This is a genomic window from Gracilibacillus sp. JCM 18966 (assembly GCF_055392695.1).
The window spans coordinates 2,891,039-2,911,379 of the sequence record NZ_AP043883.1 but is presented as its reverse complement, the minus strand read 5'-3'; the positions used below and the strand labels follow the sequence as shown (position 1 = coordinate 2,911,379).

Sequence of the window (20,341 nt, the reverse complement as noted above, 5' to 3'; positions counted from 1 at the left end):
TATCTCCCTTTCTACTGCTTCATCATTAAGGCAAGTCCCTTGCGGATGTAGCCATCTGGTTCAGTCTGTTTTTCTTCCTTTAATCGTGGTTTAATCTGATTAATTTCTTTATCTGAATAGCCTAGTGCCTTCAATGCTTCGATTGCTTCATTTAACGCAGGATCCATATCTTTTTGTGTCGTTGTTGATTCCTGTTTCTCTACATGATATTCAAAAGGTAATTTACCCTTTAAGTCTAAAATCATTTGTCTTGCCGTTTTCTTCCCTACACCGGGGAAACTCGTCAGGAATTTCTCATTTTCCTGCTCAATAGCCGTTACGAAATCCATAACAGAAGTAGAGGCTAGAACAGCCAGCGCCCCTTTTGGCCCAATACCTGAAACATTTAATATCTTTGCGAATAATTGCTTTTCCTCTGGCTCTTGAAAGCCATACAAAGTTTGGGCATCCTCCCTGACGTGGTGATAAGTATAAATCTTTTCCTTCTGCCCGAGCATTGCTTGAAACTGGAATGGGTTAGGACATATTACTTCATATCCGATACCATTTGTTTCTATTAGTACTGCTTGTTCAGTTATTTCGTCGATAATTCCCCTAATATATGCAATCATTTTGTCTGCCACCTTATCTTTTGTCAATCATATGTTCGTATATATCATAGCTCATTGCCTAGTTACAAGCAAGAAATCTTCTCTATATCTATCATACATGATTGATGAATTTAGTACAAAAGGACTCATAAGGCTCTGGAAAGTCAAAATAGTTGAACGATCTAGGATCGCTCAACTATTTACAGGTTCAGATATTTGATAGGTACGGAAGGTTTCAATCACTTGTTGATAATCTTCTTTTGTTTTGATCTTGATACCGTCCTCTAAATCCTCAAGCAAGTGACTTTCTAGCTCATTTGTATCAATATGATAAAAGGATTGAATGACTTCTTCATGAACAGGAATGCCCTCGAAAATCGTCAACACCCCATCATCAATTCCGAAATAACCATATGTCTTTAAATAGGGAGAAATATCATCTACATCTTGCTTAAAATGTATATATCCCTGTTTTTGTTCTACCAATGTCCATTGCTGGTACTGTGACCAAAAATCCTCCATTGATGAAATCTTGGTTGTTGTTTCTTCGACTTCCGTTTTTCCATCTATATATTTTTTCTCTAATTTAAGCTCTATTGTATGTGGCTCTTTCGCTACTACTGGGGATGTTTCCATTTCTTCCATTGGATCGTTCCTTTCAAAGATAAAATAACACCCTATCATAACTAATACTAGAACATTCAATGATAACCATAGTTTACTCATTTTCCATCCTCCATTCAAACTAGGTTACTATTAGAATGTCCAACTATTAGTAATTTTAACCACATACTCGAGAAAAAGCTTCATTCATTCGGCGATGCACTTTCCATATTTTTCTCCATAATAAAAAACCAGGTAAGTACCTGATTTTTAGAGTTGTGCCATTATATCCTCATCAGCATCTAAGTTATGATAGACTTCCTGAACATCCTCCATATCTTCCAACATATTCACAAGCTTCACCATTTTCTCAGCTGCTGCTTCGTCAACCTCGGATAAAGTTTCTGGAATCATCGTAACTTCAGCTGTTTCGAGAGTGAATCCACTCTCCTCTAAGGAATTTTTTACAGACCCAAATTCTTCTGGATCTGTGTATATTTCAAATGCGCCATCACTTGCTTCCATTTCTTCCGCTCCAGCTTCTATTGCTTCAAGCATTATTGTATCTTCATCAGCATCTGTTGTGCTTTGCTCTATTACAATATAGCCCTTTCGATTAAACATAAATGCGACACAGCCATTCTCGCCTAGATTACCACCATTTCGACTAAAGGCATGTCGTAGCTCTGAGGCTGTACGATTACGATTATCTGTTAGTACCTCTACCATGACAGCAGTACCTCCAGGACCATAACCTTCATAGATTAGCTCTTCATAATTTGCACCATCTAATGCACCTGTTGCTTTTTTAATCGCACGATCAATATTATCATTCGGCATATTATCCGCCTTCGCCTTATCTACAGCAAGTCTTAAAGATGGGTTCATGTCTGGATCTCCACCACCCTGTTTTGCAGCAAGGTAGATATCCTTTGCATGCTTCATAAAGATCTTTCCGCGCTTCGCATCTTGTGCATTTTTTCTGCGCTGTATATTCTTCCATTTAGAATGTCCTGCCATGTCTTTCACCCCTTGTAATCTATCAGCAGTCAAATAATTCTCCTTTTAACTTTATCATACGAAACAAGATATGAAAACACTCGTATCCTAAGATCATGTATTATTCTCATTAAGAACTGGTCTAAACCAAGAATTTATTAATGTTTTAGAGGGAGACATCTTTAGAAACAGGACTTCACAAAGTAGCATAGTCCAAGATGAAATAAATAGTGAAAAGGTGATCCATTTAGAATCACCTTTGTATAATTATCCTTCTCGGTTCCCACATCCACAATCCTTCTTATGATATCCATAAGGCTGAGCTTGCGGATAATGAGGTGTATTTTGACCGTATTGTGGCATCATTGGTTGGGGCATACCATACTGTGGGGACATTTGCTGATTATTTGGCATGCCATACATCGGCATCATTTGCTGTTCTGACATAACCTGGTCTTGTTGTGGCATTTGTCCTTGTTGCATATTAGGTTGTTGCATTGGTTGCCAGTGAGGCATTTGTTGTTCCCATTGTCCCCATTGACCTTGATTCATACCATTGTTTGGTTGCCATGTTTGCTGATTGGAGGCAGGCATTTGTGTCTGTTGTCCCATAACTTGCCCGCCAAAATGATCAGGAAACGGATGATTTTGCATTGGGCCCATGTTACCAAAACCGTAAGGAATTCCATCTTGAGAAACACATGGGGCATGACAAGGATGATGTGGCATTGGCATGTGATGATGATGTGGTGGCATCATCGGTTGCTGCATTTCTGGTTTGGGCATTTCCTGTGCTCCTGCCACTTGATCTTTGACAGGTAGAAATTGATTAATATTTGTTTCCATCACATCTTTATTAAATTGTGTCCATTTCAAGTCCACATCAGGACCTGGTGTTGGTTGTATTGGCATTAATGGCTGTTGTTTCTCCTTCGGTGCAGGTTGTTGCTTATTAAAATGAATTGGCAATGAAGGCATCTCCTTTTTTAATGGCTCCCATTTCTGTTCCTCATCCTCTTTAATCTCCGGTAAAATTTGATTTTGTGGCTGAGGAGCTGGTTTTACTTCTTGCTTATCCTTTTTTGACGGGGCAGTTTGCTGCTTTTTATCCCCAGTTGTAGGGACTTTTATTTTCATTCCAGGCATGATCATATCAGGATTCGATATTTGCTGGTTAGCTGCTATCAATTCTTCAAAATCCACCCCGTATTTTTGCGCAATCTTCCAAAGAGTTTCATTTTCTTGCACAACGTGAATTTTCAATGCTAATACTCCTTTCCCATTATTAAGTATAAATAGGCGTTTATCTCGAGCTTTCGGTCTTCTTTAACAACATATGCAATTAGCCTAAAATGTTGAATGAAATGAAAAAGATATCTTGCAAAAAATACAAGATATCTACTATATTCATAATCATTTTATGAAAGGATAAGCATACGATTAAGAGCTTTCTTTGCTTCTTTTGCAATTTGCTTATCTACTTTAATTTGATTTTGAGAATTCTCTTTTTCTATCTGCTCTAATGACCATAACAAATGTGGTAAGTCAATTCGATTCATCGTAAGACATGGACACATATATGGGTTTAAGGAAATAATTTTTTTATCAGGATGTTGTTGAATAATTCGATTGACGAGGTTCATCTCTGTTCCAATTGCCCATTCCGTTCCAGCCTCTGCCATCTCGATTGTTTCAATTATATATTTTGTCGAACCTGCTAGATCAGATAATTGAACGACCTCATGCTTACATTCTGGATGTACAATTATGTTTATATTGGGGTGATTCTTTCGAACATTTTCAATATTTTTTATGGTAAAGTTCTCATGGACGGAGCAATGTCCTTTCCAGAGAATAACTCGAATTCTACCTACTTCTCCTGTGAATTCAAGCTTTCGATTAATGGGGTCCCATACTGCCATTTCATCAAGTGGGATACCCAGATCATAAGCCGTATTCCTACCTAAATGCTGATCTGGTAAAAACAATAACCTTTCCTTTTGCGTTAATGCCCATCTCACCATTTTTCTCGCATTTGATGAAGTAACAGTAGCACCATCATGCTTTCCCACAAAAGCTTTGATTGCAGCAGTAGAGTTGACATATGTTAAAGGTAAAATCGTATCACCAAAAATTCCCTGCAATGTCTCCCACGCTTCCTTTGTTTGGACATCATCTGCCATATCTGCCATCGAGCAGCCAGCTCGCATATCTGGTAACAGTACCTGTTGATTCTCCTCTGTTAGGATGTCTGCTGTCTCTGCCATAAAATGAACTCCACAAAACACGATATTCGTTGCAGCTTGTTTGGCTGAAATTTGAGCTAGTTGCAAAGAATCACCAGTCGCATCAGCAAACTGAATCACTTCATCCTTTTGATAGTGATGCCCTGGAATAAATAAATCGTTCCCAAGTCTTTTTTTTATTTGTTTAATTCTTTCTTCCATTTCCTCTGATGATAATTGTTTATATTCTTCTGGTAATTGGTTCTCCATAAATAGTGTTGCTATACTCAAGCTTATTCCTCCTCCATTTGGAAACTAATATCTAATGCCTTTGCAGATTGCGTTATAAATCCTAACGAAATATAATCAACGCCTGTATCGTAATAGGAACGTATATTATCAATCGTTATATTTCCAGAGGCTTCGGTAAGGATAGACTTTGGTATTTTACTAATAAGCGTTTTAATCAAAGCTGGTTCCATATTATCGAGCATAATAATATCGGGCTTAGCTAAAATTGCCTCTTCAAGCTGGCGTTCTGTTTCCACTTCTACTTCAATTTTCATCATATGTCCAAGCTTCTCTCTAACTTGTTTAATTGCTTTTTTAATCGAACCAGCTGCAACAATATGATTATCCTTGATCATCACGCCATCATAAAGACCAAAGCGATGATTCACCCCACCACCACAGGTAACGGCATATTTTTCCAGCATTCTTAATCCTGGTGTAGTTTTTCGAGTATCACATACTTGAATAGCTGGATTATTCAATTCATGTACAACTTGATTCGTAATAGTCGCAATGCCACACATTCGTTGAATAAGATTAAGGATGACTCTCTCCCCAGACAATAAAGCAATTGGATTACCTGTGATGGTCGCAATGGTGTCCCCACGATCTAACGGCTCGCCATCTTCCTTCCAACATTCAACCTTAATTTCAGAATCTAGAAGATGATAGGCCTCCAATAATATATCGGATCCTGCGAAAATGCCTCCTTCCTTTGCTATAAAAGCCCCTCGTTTTATTTGACCATTGTCAAATAAAAACGCTGTTGATGGATCGCCACTACCGATATCCTCCTCCAGAAAATCCTCTAATTTCTTCCTTAAACTCCATTTATTCATTAGCATAATCACCTTTCAATAGCTTGATTTGACACATTTATATTTGCTTTTTGTTGAAATGTACGGATAATTCTACGATTTCCCCATTGCCCATCATTTTTACTAGGATAGTCTGATCGATAATGTGCTCCTCTGCTTTCCTTTCGTTCGATGGCTGATGATGCGATCAACCAAGCAACCGTCGTCATATGAAGCTGTTCTATTTGTTTTTTAGAATAAAATTTATCTGTGATAGAAGAGATATGGTGAACTTGGTAAGAACGGAGCCATTCTAATATTTTCTTGAGCCCTTTTTCTTCACGCTCTATCCCTACATATTTCATCATTTTAGCCTGTATCTCTGCGATTGTCGGTAAATCAATACATTCTCTTGTGCTCGGATTATAGGAACGGGATGCTTGAATGATTGACGTGGTTTCTTTTTTCTTTATTAACCAATCAGCTAGCCGATTGGCAAACACTATACACTCTAATAGTGAGTTACTCGCAAGTCTGTTTGCCCCATGCACACGAGTAGATGCAGTCTCTCCAACGGCATACAGCCCAGGGACAGTGGTTTCCCCCTTTAAGTTTGTTTGAATACCTCCCATTAAAAAGTGCGCACCTGGTATGACAGGAATATAACCACTTTTCCAGTTTATGTTCATCTCTTCACATAATGAGCTAATTTGTGGAAAGCGTTCACTAAAATGTTCAATCATATCAATTTTTAAATAAACCTGATTTCCTAGTCCCTCTTCTGTAACCATTGCTCTTGTAACGACATCTCTAGGCGCAAGATCTAAATCTTTGTGATATTTCGCCATGAAAGGAATATCGTTTTGGTCAACTAGAATCGCCCCTTCCCCACGTACTGCTTCTGAGATTAGAAAGTGATGACCCTTCGAATTTTGCTTTAACATAGTTGGATGAAATTGAATGAACTCGATATCTTCAATCCTAGCCCCCGCCTTATAAGCAATAGCTATACCATCTCCTGTAACTGTCCGATCATTGGAGGTTGTTTCAAACAATGCACCACAACCACCTGTTGCTAAAATGAGATGGTCGCAATAATAGGAGTGGTAGTGATCACGATTGTCTATCGTGTTTATTCCCTTACATCTCCCCTCCCACATGATACATTCGACAGCCATTTCATTTTCAATGATCATGATATTTTTTCTCAGCTTTTCCTGTAGATAGCTTACTAAGTATTTTCCTGACTGGTCACCACCCACATGAAGTATTCGGCGTTTTTGATGAGCTCCTTCTCTTCCTAAAAGTATTTTTCCATATTGGTCTTTGTCAAATGGGAAACCTGCATGAATCCACTCCTTTATCCGTTCTGTCCCCTCTTTTGTTAGTACCTCAACTGCTGAGGGATCATTATACTGAACACCTGCCTTCATTGTATCTTGACGATGAATTTCTGCTGAATCATTGGTATCGATTGCCGCCGCAACTCCACCTTGTGCTTTAAGTGAATTATTCTGTTGGATTGACTCTTTTGTAATAATGACAACCTCTTTTTCTTTATAAAGTCTGTCTGCTAGTACAAATGCCGCTAACCCTGCTCCAACTATTATCACTCTTTGTTTTGTCATAATTCCACCTTGCTTTACAGTTGTCTTTACAGATATATTTACATATAATGTGATAGAAGGCAAGACTTTTTTGGATTAAATTTTTCTATAGGGGAGATTAAAACTTGATTTATTGTGATTATGCAGCAACAACACCGATGTCGGAACAAGCATTAACTATGTATCAAACAGTTGCTAGAAAATATTATGGAAATGCTAGCAGCTTACATGACACCGGTTCAAAAGCACAGGACATTTTAGAGCAAGCACGAAATATTTTAGCACGAAGTCTAGGAGTAGATGCTAGTAGACTATTTTTTACAAGTGGTGGAACCGAGAGTAATATTTTGGCTATTGATACGATTCTTCGATCTGCTCCTCCACACGAGAAAAAGCATATCATTACTTCGACGGTCGAGCATAGTTCTATTTATTATTATTTAAAGCAAATGGATAGAAGCGAGATGATTGATGTTACGTTTCTAGCCTGTCCAAACAATGGAAGCATTGATATGAATGAGTTAGCTCGATCAATTCAATCTAATACTTGCCTTGTTTCCATACAACACGTCAATAGTGAGACAGGGATTCAACAACCTATTGAAGAAATCGGGAAACTGTTAAGAACAAGGAATATCGCTTTTCATAGTGATTTTGTTCAATCTTTTGGTAAAATAAAGATAGATCTTAGGCAATTACCTGTTGATGCTATCTCGATATCCAGTCATAAGATTTACGGCCCAAAAGGGGTGGGAGCTGTTTATTTTCATCCAAACATTTTTCTCAAGCCACATCCAATTTCTACAAACCATGAGAAAGGCATTCGTCCTGGAACAGTAGATGTTGCTAGCATTGCGGCTTTCGTCACGGCAGTTGAAGAAATGAATCATCATCTAGATCAACATTTTTATTACTTAAAAAATATTCAACACACCTTTATCGACCAGATTCGCCATAACAAAACAGGATTAACACCCATTTTCGTAGGAGAATCGATGCATTGTCCAAGTATTGTAGGCTGTATATCAGATCATACACAAGGTGATTATTTAATGTTAGAATACAATCGTTTCGAAATTGCCATCTCTACAGGTAGTGCGTGTGGGTTAGGTCAATCTGGTATACCAAGATCGATTCAACCGTTTATTCAGGATGAGGAAGAAGGAAGACGTTTTATTCGATTTTCCTTTAGCCATTTAACAACAGAGGAAGACCTTGAGATGATTATCCGTGTATCAAAACAAATAGGGGAAAAATTCGTGGAGGTATAAGTACTATGAGTAAAAAATTAATCGGAGAAGATCGTCGAAAACAGATTCTCCAATGGCTTCGCCAAGCAGATAGGCCAACTACTGGCTCAGCATTAGCAGATCGGGCGAATGTAAGTCGACAAGTGATTGTCCAAGACATCACCTTACTGAAGGCACAGAATCACCCGATCATGGCAACAAGTAATGGCTATTTGTATGTACAAGCTCAAGATAATCGCAACAGAACTGAAAAAGTGATAGCATGTAATCATCGCCCTGACCAAACCAGAGATGAGTTATATACCATTGTGGACCATGGAGCAATGGTTAAAAATGTAGTGATTGAACATCCAATCTACGGAGATTTAGAAGCATCACTTATGATAAGTAACAGAGCGGAAGTGGATCAATTTATTGAAAAAATAGCAGAAAAGAAAGCTCCCTATCTCCTAGAGCTAACAGATGGTGTACACAACCACACGATAACCGCCGATCAGGAATGGAAGTTAGAAGGGGCTTATCAAGCATTAAAAGAAAAAGGTTATATCGTCCATTAAGTTGACAAAAATTAATAAGCTCCTTCCCCTGGGGAAATGGAGCTTTTTTTACTACGTAGCTATATAATTACTGATTCTCGTAGCTTTCCAAAAAGGCTTGTTCTTCTTCTTGAGAATATACACCTGTAGCTTTTCCAATCGTACCTCCCTGAAGCTCCCAAATAGTATTATGATGGACATCCGCTTCAGCAAAATTACCTTGTTGCCATTGATTTAAAATATTCAAATATGTTTGCTTATGGTTTAAATCACTGGATTGAACTCCTTCTAATAACCAGCTGATTCGTTCATCTGTTATTCGATAGAAACCCCATTTTTCATTTGCAATGACTTTCTGATGAGCCATTTGATGAATATAATCTTGTACATAAGCATCTGTTAATTGGTCCAGTTCATATGGATCTCCAAACGGATTCAACTTGTCTGTATCTTCCTTATTTTTAAATTTCTCATCAGATAATTCTACAATTTCTTTCTCTTCTTGTTGTTCTGAAGTGTTATCATCCTTTGTTTCATCCGATTTTACTACTTCTTTAGAATCACTAAAATCCATATAAATTAATACTGTAAAAAATACGATAATAACAACTAAGCCGGTAAGTAGGATTCCCAGTGTCCATTTAAAGATAGAATTCCACAATTTAACATACCTCCTTGGTCCTATTATAACAATATACTCGATCCTTTAGAAGAATATTTCACATAGAAAAACACTTGCTTATTAAACAGCAAGTGTTACTCCGTTTCCGCTATGCAAATAGTATGGGTAACTACCTAATACATTTACTGTACATCCTAACGACTCTATTTCAGCAATGGCATTTGGTATGAGTACGTTATCCATCTTTTGTTCTATATCAATTAAGAAATAATAATTACCTAATCCTGTTTTCATCGGTCTTGATTCTATTTTGGAGAGATTTAAATTTCTCCAAGCAAATGCAGATAAAACTTGATGTAACGCACCTGGCCTGTCAGAAGGTAATGCAACTGTTATCGTTGTTTTATAACCTTTTTCTTCAAGCTTATTGGAAGTAAGAGCTGTTTCTTGCTTATGAAGAACAATAAAACGTGTATGGTTATTTTCAAAATCATGGATATCCTTTTCTACGATGGAAAGCCCATATTCCTTTGCTGCTAAATGATTAGCAATCGCTGCACTAATTTCCTTTGGATGATTACTAACATACTCCGCAGCGGCACCTGTAGAAGTCATGGACTGTGCCTCTAGATGAGAGAATTGATTACGCAAGAACCTGTGACATTGCGCAATTGCATGTGGATGAGAATAAATTGCCGTTACTTCTTTCCATTTAGCCACATTGCTAGGATGTACCATGATATGCTGCCTTATCGGAACAATGACTTCACTAACGATTTTAATATTTTCTGTTTGTATAATATTATCTAACGTGAGGTTGACTGTCCCTTCAATCGTATTTTCTAAAGGGACAACTGCATATGAGACTTCGTTTTTCTCTATTGCATCAATACATGCTGGAATTGTCTTGTATCCTTTTTTGATTTCTCCATTAAACATGGAGTCTACTGCGATTTTAGAAAAAGTTCCCTTAGGTCCTAAATACCCGATAGTTGTTGCCATGAAAACTGCTCCTCCTATATTATGAAACACCTGAACTTAATATTTCTACCTGATTTACAAATTCCTGTTGTTTTAAGTCATGGATAAGCTCATCAAGCTCTCTTATCATTCCATTCGTGTTCAAGGATAATGTTACATTTGCCTTTCCTTGAATCGGTATGGTTTGATGAATCGTTAAAATGTTACAGCCTGCACCTGCAACGATCGATAACAGATGGGATAATGCACCAGTTTGGTCTTCTAAATGAAAAAATAACGTAATCATCTGCTCCTTCACCATATGCTGAAAAGGAAAAACTGCATCCCGATATTTATAAAAAACGCTTCTAGATAGTCCTACACTTTTAGTTGCTTCATGGATGGAATCCACTTTCTTGACTTCTAACAGCTTCTTTGCCTCTAAGGTCTTTTTCATTCCTTCTGGCAAAAAATCTTCGCGAACTAAATAAAATTTTTCTTTTTTCGAAGCCATCCGTTCATTCCCCTTTGTACTAGACCGTACAGCATATATCTTGTCTATTATTCCATAAACTCAAATTCATAATCAAGTAAACGAACTGTATCACCGTCTTCTGCGCCTCGTTGACGCAATGCTTCATCAACCCCCATGCCTCTGAGTTGTCTCGAGAAACGTTGAATCGATTCTTCACGTGTCATATCCGTCATCTTAAACAATTTTTCAATCTTTTCACCTAACAAAACATATGCTCCATCAGGGTCTCTTGTAATTTGAAACCCTTTGTCCTCTTTTTCAAATCGATAAATAACTCGATCCTCTTTTTCTTCAATGGGCTGATAATTTTTTGGGATTTCATCCAATTTATTGGCTACTGCAAAAAGGAGTTCACGGATTCCTTCCTTTGTCACAGTCGAGATTGGAAAAACTGGATAATCCTCTTCTAATTGTTCCTTAAATAGGGCTAGTTGATCTTCTGCTTCAGGTAGATCCATTTTATTTGCTGCAATAATCTGTGGGCGTTCAAGTAATGTAGGATCATATTGTTCAAGCTCTTGATTGATTGTCTTGTAATCTTGATATGGGTCTCTACCTTCAGTACCAGCCATATCAATTACATGTAAAATGACTCTCGTTCTTTCTACATGACGAAGAAATTGATGACCAAGACCGACACCTTCATGAGCTCCTTCAATCAAGCCCGGTAAATCCGCTAAAACAAAGCTCCTCTGATCCGCTGTATCGACAACACCTAGATTAGGGGATAATGTAGTAAAATGATAATCAGCAATTTTAGGTTTTGCCGCACTCACTACAGAAAGCAATGTTGATTTACCTACACTTGGAAAACCAACTAAGCCAACGTCTGCTATTAATTTTAATTCAATTTGGATATCGCGCTCCACACCGGGCTCGCCATTTTCAGCAATTTCTGGTGCTGGGTTTTTTGCAGTTGCAAAGCGAATATTTCCACGTCCACCGCGTCCACCCTTTGCTATTACAGCTCTTTGCTTATGTTCTATTAAATCTGCTATCACAACACCTGTTCTTACATCTCTTACTGTCGTTCCTGGTGGCACACTTAACACTAATGGTTCTGCATTTTTACCATGCATCCCTTTACCCATTCCATTTTCGCCACGTCTCGCCTTAAAATGCTTTTGATAACGAAAATCCATCAGGGTATTCAAGCCTTCGTCCACCTCAAAAATGATGTCACCACCATCTCCACCATCTCCACCAGCTGGTCCACCCATTGGAACATATATTTCCCGACGAAAGGCTACAATTCCATTTCCACCGTCACCTGCTTTTACATAGACCTTGACCTGATCAACAAACATATTGCAACACCTACTTTAATTTATACTATCCACTTGATGATTATCTCGTTCTTCACGATCTCTACAGACATAATAAATGGTAACTGTTTGATTTTACTCGGTAAACTAGCTACATGATGCCAATCACCAGACACTTGAATGATTACTTGTAAAGAGTTAGATTTTATATCGTAAAAATTGATTGTTGCATGATACTCCTGATATTCTTTCTGTGAATCTTCAAGTAATACAAAAAGAGTTTCTAACTCATCACATAGGAGGGTATCAGATGCTTCTACATTGTCCTCTACATGGATTTTATAAGTTAGATTTAAATTATTCGTGAACCAATTTTTTTGTAAAATCCATAACATAGACTTTGGAAGGTTGAGATGGTCTAATTTACGTTCTTCTGCTGCTTTTTCCACCATTTCCTTCATTTTGGCTTCTACCTTATCTAGTTTACCCAATTGTAAATATCCATTAACTAATTGTAAATCATTTAAGCTATCATGACGATAATGTCGCAAAAGCTCAACCACTTCCGAATCTTTCATCGCTCTCACCCCATATACAATAAGCAAATTATAGCATAGTTATAAAAGAAAAGCGAAAGCAAGGATAGGAAGCTGGTTAAGGACTCAGCCTAAAAATATCATCGTCTGGTCGTTCAAATATTAGAAAAACTACGCATTCGCTCGTCTTTTGGAGAATGCCTAGTTTTTCTTATACTTGGTACCTTAAAATCTCCGCTACGTCGAACTTCTGCTAGATTTTATACTTTCCTAACGTACAAAAAAGGCTCTAATCCTAAGATCAGAGCCTTCCTTTTATTATGCAGGGTATACACTTACTTTTTTACGATCACGGCCGTAGCGTTCGAATTTAACTACACCATCTGTTTTTGCATATAGTGTATCATCTCCACCACGTCCAACATTTACACCTGGGTAAATTTTTGTTCCACGTTGGCGATATAGAATAGAACCACCTGAAACAAACTGACCGTCCGCACGTTTAGCACCTAAACGTTTAGATTCAGAATCACGACCGTTTTTTGTACTACCTACACCTTTTTTAGATGCGAAAAATTGTAGATCTAGACGTAACATATCGGTTGCACCTCCTTATTTTTCAGAGATGGATATAAATTGTCCATAATCCTGCTCCACGGTTTCGAGAGATACAAGCATTCCTTCGAATAACAGAGAAGCATTCTCGTCCTCTTGATTATCAGGTATGGTTACCTCAAGAAATCCGCCTTCATCGCCGGCTTGGTCAATTAATAGATCCATTTCACATAGTGATAAAACCGCATTAACAGCACCAATGGAAATGGCCGATACAGCGGCACAAACTAAATCATGCCCATAAGGTCCACTTCCAGCATGCCCTTTTATCATAAAAGACTTTATATGACCTGCTTTACGCTTAATTGTCACTTCAATCATTAGGAAAGATCCTTATGCATTGATTTTTTCAATCGTCAATTTTGTGTATGGTTGACGGTGACCTTGCTTGCGTGAATAGTTTTTCTTTGGTTTGAACTTGATCACAGTAATTTTCTTTTGACGACCTTGCTTCTCCACTTTCGCAGTTACAGAAGCACCGTCCACAAATGGAGTGCCGAATTTAGCTTCATCTCCACCTACGGCAAGTACCTTGTCAAAAGTTACCGTTTCACCAGCTTCAGCAGCTAACTTCTCTACGTAAATTACTTGACCTTCTTCTACTTTAACTTGTTTACCACCAGTTTCAATAATTGCGTACACAATATGCACCTCCTCATATAACTAAGACTCGCCATACAGGTGCTCTAAATGGAGCTTACTAAACCTGTTCTGCGCGGTTGTAGCAACAGGTGCTACAAAGACAACGAAACGATCATACCATATTCTATAGAATTTTGTCAATGGTTAAATCGGGATGCTGCACTATATATTCATCCATTAGCTGGTTGCTTCCAGAGCGAAGAATATCATAGCCTTTTATGGTTGAATCCTTTATTATAAATATATTTAGCTGAATCTGCTTCTCTAATATAGCACTTGAATATTTTTGAAAAAGGTCGAGTAATGATGGGTTTCCTTTTAACAAGACCACTTCTGCGTTGGTGCGATTCAATTGATATAATTCTCGTTCCAACTGGTAACAAATGGATTCAAGATTGTACTCCCAAGCTACTATTGATGACTTATTCGTTAATTGTTGTAATAGACTAACATTTTCTCTTTTTCTTGTCATTTCTAGTAGTCCAAGCTTGGTAAATCCCATCACTTCCGTCCGAACAGGATATTGAGCGAATGCCCTTTTTAATGACTGATGGATTTTTTCTTGCTCGTCTTTTCTTTTCATTTTCAAAAAGTCTATCAAAATAATCCCAGATATGTTCCGTTTATTAATTTCTGCTGCAATGGCTGGTACAGCTTTTTGATTTATTTGAAATAAAGTGGCCTGTTTATTTTGTCTGCTACGGTATTGACTGCTATCAATATCTATCACCGTCAATCCCTCTGTCTGTTCAATGGTGAGTACAATACCCTCCTTCATTTGAACGACTGGTGATGTTAGTTGCTTCAGTATTTGATCAATGGTCGCTCCTTCTAGCAACGGAAGGGAAGGTAAATACTCCATTTTATCTTTATCATGAGGATAGCGAGTCATCATTTCCTTCATCTTTATGAGCTCATCGAAATATATCCTATCAATTGGATAACTCTGATATTGATTTAACATGTGACTTGGTATCAATTGATCACGATACAAAACAATAGGTGCCTTTTTATTTTTGGTCGAATGAAGAAGCTCCTGAAAGGATGCCCTTAATTGTTCCAATTCATGAATTAATTCGCTATCCGTCTTTTGGGCACTATTCGTACGAATGATTAGACCCTCTTTTTTACGTAATTGTGGTTTCAATACATTTTCCATTCGTTTTCGAGTATCTCCATCAAGCTTTTTGGAGAAAGCCAAATAATCTCCATAAGGGAGAAAAACTATATTGGAGCCACCAATCGTAATATTAGCCGTCAGCTTTGCTCCTTTGTTTTGATATGGTTCCTTTACGATCTGTACAATGATAGCAGATCCTTCTACTATCGATTGATCGAAAGGATACTCGCTTTTTGGTAAAAAGCCGACCTGATCTGCTCCAATATCAACAAATGCCGCCTCGATTGAATGGTCTACATTACGAATTTTCCCTAGAAAAATGGAACCGACCCGACAAGCATCTGTCGGGCGATCTATTGTTATATCCTTTATTTTATCATCCTGCATGAGGATGCCGATTTTTTCTGATAATCTTGTATGAAAATAGAGCTTATTCATATGTAACCTCTTCCTTAACGTACTATGTCACCAATTGTTAGCTGATGAGCTTTTTGTTCAAAATAGAGGGAGAGACATTCCGACTCAGAAATAAATACTCTCTCATGATGGCCCTTTAACCCAATAAAATGATATCGATTTCGATAAAAATGTGGGAATACATCCATCAGCCTCTTTCTCTCATCTACGGCTAAATAAACATTTTTTGTAAAAGAAATGGGACTACTATGACGATATAATAAAAAACGTAACCATCTGTAATACCTATTCTTCCATTCTAATCGATTTTCCAATAATAAAAAAATAAAAAGCAACAAAAGGCTAAGAGATAGTATACCAGTGGAATAAGTAATAATAAGTCCCAATCCTATAGTAACAACCGATACCACAATCGAAAACATATGAGAAGCTTGATATGGCAATAAATGATCTCCCATTAACTGAACCAATCTTCCACCATCTAAAGGCAATATAGGTAATAGGTTTCCTAACAAGATGAATAGATTATATTGATAAGCGAGTGTGAGTGTACTTTCTGGGATCAAAGGTAAAAAATGGATAAAATGTATGATCAAAAAGATAAGAAGGTGTTGAAAGGGGCCAGCTATCGTGACTAACCACTCTTCCCATATCGGTCTTGTCCCGTACTCTTCTGTTTCCATCACCCCACCAAAAAACCATAAATAAATACGACGAATACGCCAGTTAAACATCCTAGCACAAAGATAATGACCCATTTCATGAAATAGAACAATTAAAAAGATAATAAGAAGTTCTGTCAGCATCCCAGTCAAAATGGAAACAGCTAAGAAAAAGAAAACAATTGGGTGAACATGGATAGGAGGTATCCATCTTCTACTGTTCATCAACTTGTATCACCTGAACAGGATCAAGAAATTGTTGATTTTTCTTCACTGCAAAATACATTGATTCATTTTCCTCCGACGGTTCGTAGGTGCCAATTTTTTGATTTCCTTTCACAGATTGGTAAGAATGGACGTCAATACTCGTCAAAGATCCATATATCGTTTCCGTACGGTCTGGATGTTGAATAATAACCGTTTTTCCTGTTTCACGATCATTACCAGCAAACAGTACTGTACCTCCCTTTACTGCAACTACCTCTGTTTCATTGTCTGCAGTGATTCTAATACCTTTTCCGTTCTCACGAAAAGATTGATTGACTTGACCGTAAACCGGTAAGACAGCTAACTCCTCGCTATCTTCCTCCAGATTATTCTCTAAAGCAAGTGGTGCCCCAAATTTTGCTTGATACCAAGCATTAACAGAGGCAAAAGGAAACTCCTCCGATAATGCATAGCTTGTCCATTGCTTTGGTTTTTCTAACCATTTCACATCTGCTGTCATGGATAAAGCAGTTAAAAAGAAGATAGTTGCTGCTATGACACTTCTAAGTAAAAAAAATCGAAAGAAAGGTGTATTGTTAGAATCATTCGAGTAACTGGATGTTGTTGGATAAAAGCCATGTCGTTCTTCATCCTCCACCTCCATCTTTCTTATGGCCAAAGGATTAGTTTTATCCCTTGTCACGACTGTTCCTTTTTTTCGTTGTAGCTTCCTTTGATTAATATTATTTCTGATCTTGGCTAAATTGTTGTTTTTTTTCATATCCTCACAATCCTTTATCCCATTTGTTTCTCAATATATGTGACAAGCTATCGGATTATGAATATCGTAATTCAAACTTTTTTGAAAACTATAGAAAAACCGCACGAATTCATGACTTTAATCATTGAATCATACGGTTAGGCAATACTTAATTCTTTCCAAAAACTTTTTTAATTTTTTCGATAAAGGTTAATTTTTCATCTAGTGATTGAAGTGGAATCGATTCACCTAAAATTCGTCTAGCAATGTTTCGATAAGCAATGGATGCTTTTGTATTAGGCTGGAACGCGATTGGTTCACCATGATTCGATGCTTTGATTACATCATCATCGTCTGCCACAATTCCAATTAAATCAATAGACAAAATTTGCATAATTTCATCAACATCTAGCATATCCCCATTTTTCACCATATGGGTTCTAATACGGTTAATCACTAAATTAGGTGGTTCAATATCCTCTTGTTCCAAGAGGCCGATAATCCTATCCGCATCACGAACACTTGATTTCTCTGGTGTAGTTACCACTAAAGCTTTATCTGCTCCCGAAACTGCATTTTTATATCCTTGTTCGATTCCTGCAGGACAATCAATCAAAATGTAATCATAATCTGGCTTTAAATCATCAATGATAGATTTCATAGCCTCCGGGGTTAAGGCTGTCTTATCGCTAGTTTGTGCTGCTGGTAATAAATATAAGCAATCAAATCGCTTGTCCTTAATTAATGCTTGTGATATTTTACAGCGTTTTTCTACGACATCAATAATATCATAGATAATACGATTCTCTAAACCAATCACAACATCTAAATTCCTGAGTCCAATATCTGTGTCAATTAAACATACTTTCTTATCCAATAGTGCTAGAGAGGTCCCTAGGTTTGCGGTTGTGGTTGTCTTTCCAACTCCACCTTTTCCAGATGTGATAACGATAGCTTCACCCATTTATTATTCTCCTTTCAAAAGCATTAAGATCAAAACGATTTTTTGCTAGAACATTAATTCGATCCATGATAATTTGCTTTCCTGTAGAATCAATAAAGCCACACTCCATGTGAACACCATCCTTCTCTTGATCCGGAGGTCGGCTAATGATATCAGCAATTCTTAATTGACTTGGAGCCATATAGGAAGCAGCGATGACTGCTTTATCATTTCCGTGAACTCCTGCATGAGCAATACCTCTTAGATGCCCCACAATAAAAATATTTCCAGATGCCATTACTTTTCCTCCAGGATTCACATCACCAACTAATAATAAATCACCAGTAACCTTTAGGATTTGGCCAGATCTTACTATTTTATTGTGTAATTCTATTTCCGTCTCTTCTTTCCATTGTAAAGCAGTCTCTTTTAAGATAACATCGGACTCAATTTGTTCAATAATAAACGTATTCTGCTTATCAATCAGCTCACGAAGCTTTTCTTCCTGCTGATCATCTAAATAGCGGTTACCTAACTTTATTTTAATTCGGATGGATTGTTCATCTTCTACTAAATGTTTTGTTGAGATAATATTTTCAAGCTCTTGAAGTAGGTCATCAAAGGCACACTGATCATTCATGAAAAGCGTGAGACCATCTCTCGTTCCTTTTATCGTAATATAACGATTTGCTGCCACAATATTTCAACCCCTTAATCTAGCCTGTTCCCATTCTACTACTCTTTTCGTTCAAACTTAATATATGCCCACTTTTCAAGCATTTTCTTAAATAGAAGATAGAATAGAATTCCAAATATAAAATTCCAGACTAATGTTGGTAATAAGCGATAAGACAAATAGACACTCCAACTCATATCATGAATTTGGATGATACTGTACAGGAAATAAGCGAATATATCAGCAATAAGTACACCAAGGATAACCATTAGCATGGCGACAAAAAAATTAGCATGAAGCCATTTCATCATATTTCGAACCAGATAAATAGCTGTTGCATAAACGAACAGATAAACCCCAATGAGAGAGGTATATAATATATCAACTGTTGCGCCGAGCACTATCGCAAAGGAAAAAGCATAGTATGTATTTTTTTGTTCAAAAAATATCGTTACATAGATCAAGAAAAGGAGGAGAAAATGTGAAACAATAAACCAATCATTCGGTAGGAACGGAATTCTCGCCATCATTTGGGAAATCGACCCTTCTATCATAACGAGAAATAAAGATAGAAAGGCAAGTAGAAAAGGAATAAGGCGAATCATGATTCACCCTCCTCATCACTTGTTGCCATAGCACGGTCAATCACCATAACATGGTTTACTTCATTTAAATTGGCTGATGGCTTAACATAGCCAATTTTTGTTAGACCATATCGATCATCATTAACCTCTACTAGTTCTCCTATTTCTAATCCTTTCGGGAATACGCCGCCTTCACCGGATGAAAAGACCGTTTGTCCTTTTTTTAAGCCTTGGTCATCTTCATTCATTTCTAACAATAGTAGGTTCTTTTCGTCATCATATCCTACGATAAAACCTGATAGATCCTCTGTCTTTTCCTCTTGGTTCACATTTACAGAAATTCGATTTGATCTGTCAAAGCCTGTTAGTAATAATACAGTTGAAGTAAAAGGGGAGCTGGCATGAACCTTTCCTATCATTCCTTCCCCTGTAATGACAGCCATATTGGGTTCTACCCCATCCTCAGTGCCTTTATTAATTGTCACCTGCTTAAACCAATTATCCTTACTACGAGAAATAATGGATGCTTGGATTGTAGTAAAATTCTGCAGGAAATCAGATTCTTTCTTCCCAAGTATTTTTTCTAGTTCTCCAATTTCTTTGGTTAATTCCTGATTTTCATACTCTAATTGTCTCAGTTCCTCTAGTCGAGATTTAAGAATCGTATTTTCTTTGTATACATTTCGTATATCCTTCATATTCGCTACAACGGATGTAGTGAAATCCACCGGTGCATTAACCACTCGCTGCAGCCAACCAACACTATCATGGATAAAGTCCTCAACCATGGTTAGATTACTACGGTCTCTCAGTGAGAAACCAATAATACCTACAATAAGAATCAATGAGATTAGAAGGATAAACATTTGCTTTTTTTTAAAAAAGAACATGGTAACACC

The 20,341-nt window shown here is 37.3% G+C and carries 24 protein-coding genes and 1 other annotated feature; of the genes, 2 read left to right on the top strand and 22 right to left on the bottom strand.

All coding sequences use genetic code 11. From position 1 onward, the window contains the following. Positions 1–11 precede the first annotated feature (11 nt). The 7 genes from ruvA to nadB form a co-directional block, all read right to left on the bottom strand. Positions 12–611: a Holliday junction branch migration protein RuvA gene (gene ruvA / locus ACZ5N5_RS13955; protein ID WP_464372666.1), complete on the bottom strand. Its 600-nt coding sequence runs from the start codon at positions 609–611 to the stop codon at positions 12–14. 171 nt (positions 612–782) lie between these two features. After that, on the bottom strand, positions 783–1,316 hold the full coding sequence (locus ACZ5N5_RS13950; RefSeq protein ID WP_054787805.1) for a BofC C-terminal domain-containing protein: 534 nt from the start codon (positions 1,314–1,316) through the stop codon (positions 783–785). 147 nt (positions 1,317–1,463) lie between these two features. Next, entirely contained in the window at positions 1,464–2,213 is a 750-nt protein-coding gene (locus tag ACZ5N5_RS13945) for a YebC/PmpR family DNA-binding transcriptional regulator (protein WP_054859180.1), read from the bottom strand. 246 nt (positions 2,214–2,459) lie between these two features. After that, positions 2,460–3,455 (bottom strand): SafA/ExsA family spore coat assembly protein, encoded by a 996-nt coding sequence (gene safA / locus ACZ5N5_RS13940; protein WP_109984066.1) that lies wholly within the window; start codon positions 3,453–3,455, stop codon positions 2,460–2,462. 155 nt (positions 3,456–3,610) lie between these two features. Beyond that, complete coding sequence (gene nadA / locus ACZ5N5_RS13935; RefSeq protein ID WP_464373784.1) at positions 3,611–4,687, bottom strand: quinolinate synthase NadA; 1,077 nt, start codon at positions 4,685–4,687, stop codon at positions 3,611–3,613. 23 nt (positions 4,688–4,710) lie between these two features. Continuing rightward, positions 4,711–5,547 carry a carboxylating nicotinate-nucleotide diphosphorylase gene (gene nadC / locus ACZ5N5_RS13930; RefSeq protein WP_054787808.1) on the bottom strand — a complete coding sequence of 279 codons (837 nt, stop codon included), beginning with the start codon at positions 5,545–5,547 and terminating at the stop codon, positions 4,711–4,713. A gap of 8 nt (positions 5,548–5,555) precedes the next feature. Next, positions 5,556–7,133, bottom strand: coding sequence for an L-aspartate oxidase (gene nadB, locus ACZ5N5_RS13925; RefSeq protein ID WP_464372665.1), 1,578 nt, complete (start codon positions 7,131–7,133; stop codon positions 5,556–5,558). Between the two features lie 104 nt (positions 7,134–7,237). Here nadB and ACZ5N5_RS13920 point away from each other — a divergent pair, with 104 nt between their 5' ends. Together ACZ5N5_RS13920 and ACZ5N5_RS13915 are read left to right on the top strand one after the other, a co-directional pair. Continuing rightward, positions 7,238–8,383: an IscS subfamily cysteine desulfurase gene (locus ACZ5N5_RS13920; RefSeq protein WP_109984062.1), complete on the top strand. Its 1,146-nt coding sequence runs from the start codon at positions 7,238–7,240 to the stop codon at positions 8,381–8,383. 5 nt (positions 8,384–8,388) lie between these two features. Then, the gene (locus ACZ5N5_RS13915; RefSeq protein WP_109984061.1) at positions 8,389–8,919 is read left to right on the top strand and encodes a transcription repressor NadR; all 531 of its coding nucleotides are present in this window, start codon (positions 8,389–8,391) and stop codon (positions 8,917–8,919) included. A gap of 67 nt (positions 8,920–8,986) precedes the next feature. Here ACZ5N5_RS13915 and ACZ5N5_RS13910 read toward each other — a convergent pair whose 3' ends face one another. From ACZ5N5_RS13910 to mreC, 15 genes are all read right to left on the bottom strand, one after another. Next, positions 8,987–9,559: a DUF6241 domain-containing protein gene (locus ACZ5N5_RS13910; RefSeq protein ID WP_277678943.1), complete on the bottom strand. Its 573-nt coding sequence runs from the start codon at positions 9,557–9,559 to the stop codon at positions 8,987–8,989. Positions 9,560–9,640: 81 nt separating this feature from the next. Beyond that, positions 9,641–10,522 carry a prephenate dehydratase gene (gene pheA / locus ACZ5N5_RS13905; protein WP_054787813.1) on the bottom strand — a complete coding sequence of 294 codons (882 nt, stop codon included), beginning with the start codon at positions 10,520–10,522 and terminating at the stop codon, positions 9,641–9,643. 19 nt (positions 10,523–10,541) lie between these two features. Next, positions 10,542–10,994 (bottom strand): ACT domain-containing protein, encoded by a 453-nt coding sequence (locus tag ACZ5N5_RS13900; RefSeq protein WP_054859171.1) that lies wholly within the window; start codon positions 10,992–10,994, stop codon positions 10,542–10,544. 47 nt (positions 10,995–11,041) lie between these two features. Then, positions 11,042–12,322, bottom strand: a complete 1,281-nt coding sequence (obgE, locus tag ACZ5N5_RS13895; RefSeq protein ID WP_109984059.1) for a GTPase ObgE — start codon at positions 12,320–12,322, stop codon at positions 11,042–11,044. 20 nt (positions 12,323–12,342) lie between these two features. Continuing rightward, positions 12,343–12,858, bottom strand: a complete 516-nt coding sequence (locus ACZ5N5_RS13890) for a Spo0B domain-containing protein (RefSeq protein ID WP_109984058.1) — start codon at positions 12,856–12,858, stop codon at positions 12,343–12,345. Between the two features lie 276 nt (positions 12,859–13,134). Next, a complete protein-coding gene (gene rpmA / locus ACZ5N5_RS13885; protein WP_054859168.1) occupies positions 13,135–13,413 on the bottom strand; it encodes a 50S ribosomal protein L27 in 279 nt (92 codons plus the stop codon). A gap of 15 nt (positions 13,414–13,428) precedes the next feature. Beyond that, entirely contained in the window at positions 13,429–13,752 is a 324-nt protein-coding gene (locus ACZ5N5_RS13880) for a ribosomal-processing cysteine protease Prp (protein ID WP_054787816.1), read from the bottom strand. 12 nt (positions 13,753–13,764) lie between these two features. Next, the gene (gene rplU / locus ACZ5N5_RS13875) at positions 13,765–14,073 is read right to left on the bottom strand and encodes a 50S ribosomal protein L21 (RefSeq protein WP_054787817.1); all 309 of its coding nucleotides are present in this window, start codon (positions 14,071–14,073) and stop codon (positions 13,765–13,767) included. 14 nt (positions 14,074–14,087) lie between these two features. Beyond that, positions 14,088–14,162 (bottom strand) — a sequence feature (ribosomal protein L21 leader region). A gap of 35 nt (positions 14,163–14,197) precedes the next feature. After that, a complete protein-coding gene (locus ACZ5N5_RS13870; protein ID WP_109984057.1) occupies positions 14,198–15,631 on the bottom strand; it encodes a ribonuclease E/G in 1,434 nt (477 codons plus the stop codon). A 14-nt stretch (positions 15,632–15,645) separates the two neighbouring features. Further along, positions 15,646–16,497, bottom strand: a complete 852-nt coding sequence (locus ACZ5N5_RS13865; protein WP_464372664.1) for a site-2 protease family protein — start codon at positions 16,495–16,497, stop codon at positions 15,646–15,648. Beyond that, positions 16,487–17,260 (bottom strand): M23 family metallopeptidase, encoded by a 774-nt coding sequence (locus ACZ5N5_RS13860; RefSeq protein WP_054859164.1) that lies wholly within the window; start codon positions 17,258–17,260, stop codon positions 16,487–16,489. The genes ACZ5N5_RS13865 and ACZ5N5_RS13860 overlap by 11 nt, the downstream gene beginning before the upstream one ends. Before the next feature lie 148 nt (positions 17,261–17,408). Continuing rightward, positions 17,409–18,203 carry a septum site-determining protein MinD gene (gene minD / locus ACZ5N5_RS13855; RefSeq protein ID WP_109984055.1) on the bottom strand — a complete coding sequence of 265 codons (795 nt, stop codon included), beginning with the start codon at positions 18,201–18,203 and terminating at the stop codon, positions 17,409–17,411. Then, positions 18,196–18,879, bottom strand: a complete 684-nt coding sequence (minC, locus tag ACZ5N5_RS13850; RefSeq protein WP_109984054.1) for a septum site-determining protein MinC — start codon at positions 18,877–18,879, stop codon at positions 18,196–18,198. Before minC ends, minD begins: the two co-directional genes overlap by 8 nt. Positions 18,880–18,917: 38 nt before the next feature. Then, the gene (gene mreD, locus ACZ5N5_RS13845) at positions 18,918–19,463 is read right to left on the bottom strand and encodes a rod shape-determining protein MreD (RefSeq protein ID WP_109984053.1); all 546 of its coding nucleotides are present in this window, start codon (positions 19,461–19,463) and stop codon (positions 18,918–18,920) included. Continuing rightward, complete coding sequence (gene mreC / locus ACZ5N5_RS13840) at positions 19,460–20,332, bottom strand: rod shape-determining protein MreC (protein WP_109984052.1); 873 nt, start codon at positions 20,330–20,332, stop codon at positions 19,460–19,462. The genes mreD and mreC overlap by 4 nt, the downstream gene beginning before the upstream one ends. Positions 20,333–20,341: the final 9 nt, after the last annotated feature.

Bases quoted from the DNA above. Each gene is read 5' to 3' on its own strand.
- ACZ5N5_RS13900 (WP_054859171.1), bottom strand. From the start codon at position 10,994: ATGGCTTCGAAAAAAGAAAAATTTTATTTAGTTCGCGAAGATTTTTTG.
- nadA (WP_464373784.1), bottom strand. From the start codon at position 4,687: ATGGAGAACCAATTACCAGAAGAATATAAACAATTATCATCAGAGGAA.
- minD (WP_109984055.1), bottom strand. From the start codon at position 18,203: ATGGGTGAAGCTATCGTTATCACATCTGGAAAAGGTGGAGTTGGAAAG.
- nadB (WP_464372665.1), bottom strand. From the start codon at position 7,133: ATGACAAAACAAAGAGTGATAATAGTTGGAGCAGGGTTAGCGGCATTT.
- ACZ5N5_RS13915 (WP_109984061.1), top strand. From the start codon at position 8,389: ATGAGTAAAAAATTAATCGGAGAAGATCGTCGAAAACAGATTCTCCAA.
- ACZ5N5_RS13890 (WP_109984058.1), bottom strand. From the start codon at position 12,858: ATGAAAGATTCGGAAGTGGTTGAGCTTTTGCGACATTATCGTCATGAT.
- nadC (WP_054787808.1), bottom strand. From the start codon at position 5,547: ATGAATAAATGGAGTTTAAGGAAGAAATTAGAGGATTTTCTGGAGGAG.
- mreC (WP_109984052.1), bottom strand. From the start codon at position 20,332: ATGTTCTTTTTTAAAAAAAAGCAAATGTTTATCCTTCTAATCTCATTG.
- rpmA (WP_054859168.1), bottom strand. From the start codon at position 13,413: ATGTTACGTCTAGATCTACAATTTTTCGCATCTAAAAAAGGTGTAGGT.
- obgE (WP_109984059.1), bottom strand. From the start codon at position 12,322: ATGTTTGTTGATCAGGTCAAGGTCTATGTAAAAGCAGGTGACGGTGGA.
- mreD (WP_109984053.1), bottom strand. From the start codon at position 19,463: ATGATTCGCCTTATTCCTTTTCTACTTGCCTTTCTATCTTTATTTCTC.
- ruvA (WP_464372666.1), bottom strand. From the start codon at position 611: ATGATTGCATATATTAGGGGAATTATCGACGAAATAACTGAACAAGCA.
- ACZ5N5_RS13865 (WP_464372664.1), bottom strand. From the start codon at position 16,497: ATGAACAGTAGAAGATGGATACCTCCTATCCATGTTCACCCAATTGTT.
- ACZ5N5_RS13950 (WP_054787805.1), bottom strand. From the start codon at position 1,316: ATGAGTAAACTATGGTTATCATTGAATGTTCTAGTATTAGTTATGATA.
- ACZ5N5_RS13870 (WP_109984057.1), bottom strand. From the start codon at position 15,631: ATGAATAAGCTCTATTTTCATACAAGATTATCAGAAAAAATCGGCATC.
- pheA (WP_054787813.1), bottom strand. From the start codon at position 10,522: ATGGCAACAACTATCGGGTATTTAGGACCTAAGGGAACTTTTTCTAAA.
- ACZ5N5_RS13945 (WP_054859180.1), bottom strand. From the start codon at position 2,213: ATGGCAGGACATTCTAAATGGAAGAATATACAGCGCAGAAAAAATGCA.
- ACZ5N5_RS13880 (WP_054787816.1), bottom strand. From the start codon at position 13,752: ATGATTGAAGTGACAATTAAGCGTAAAGCAGGTCATATAAAGTCTTTT.
- ACZ5N5_RS13860 (WP_054859164.1), bottom strand. From the start codon at position 17,260: ATGAAAAAAAACAACAATTTAGCCAAGATCAGAAATAATATTAATCAA.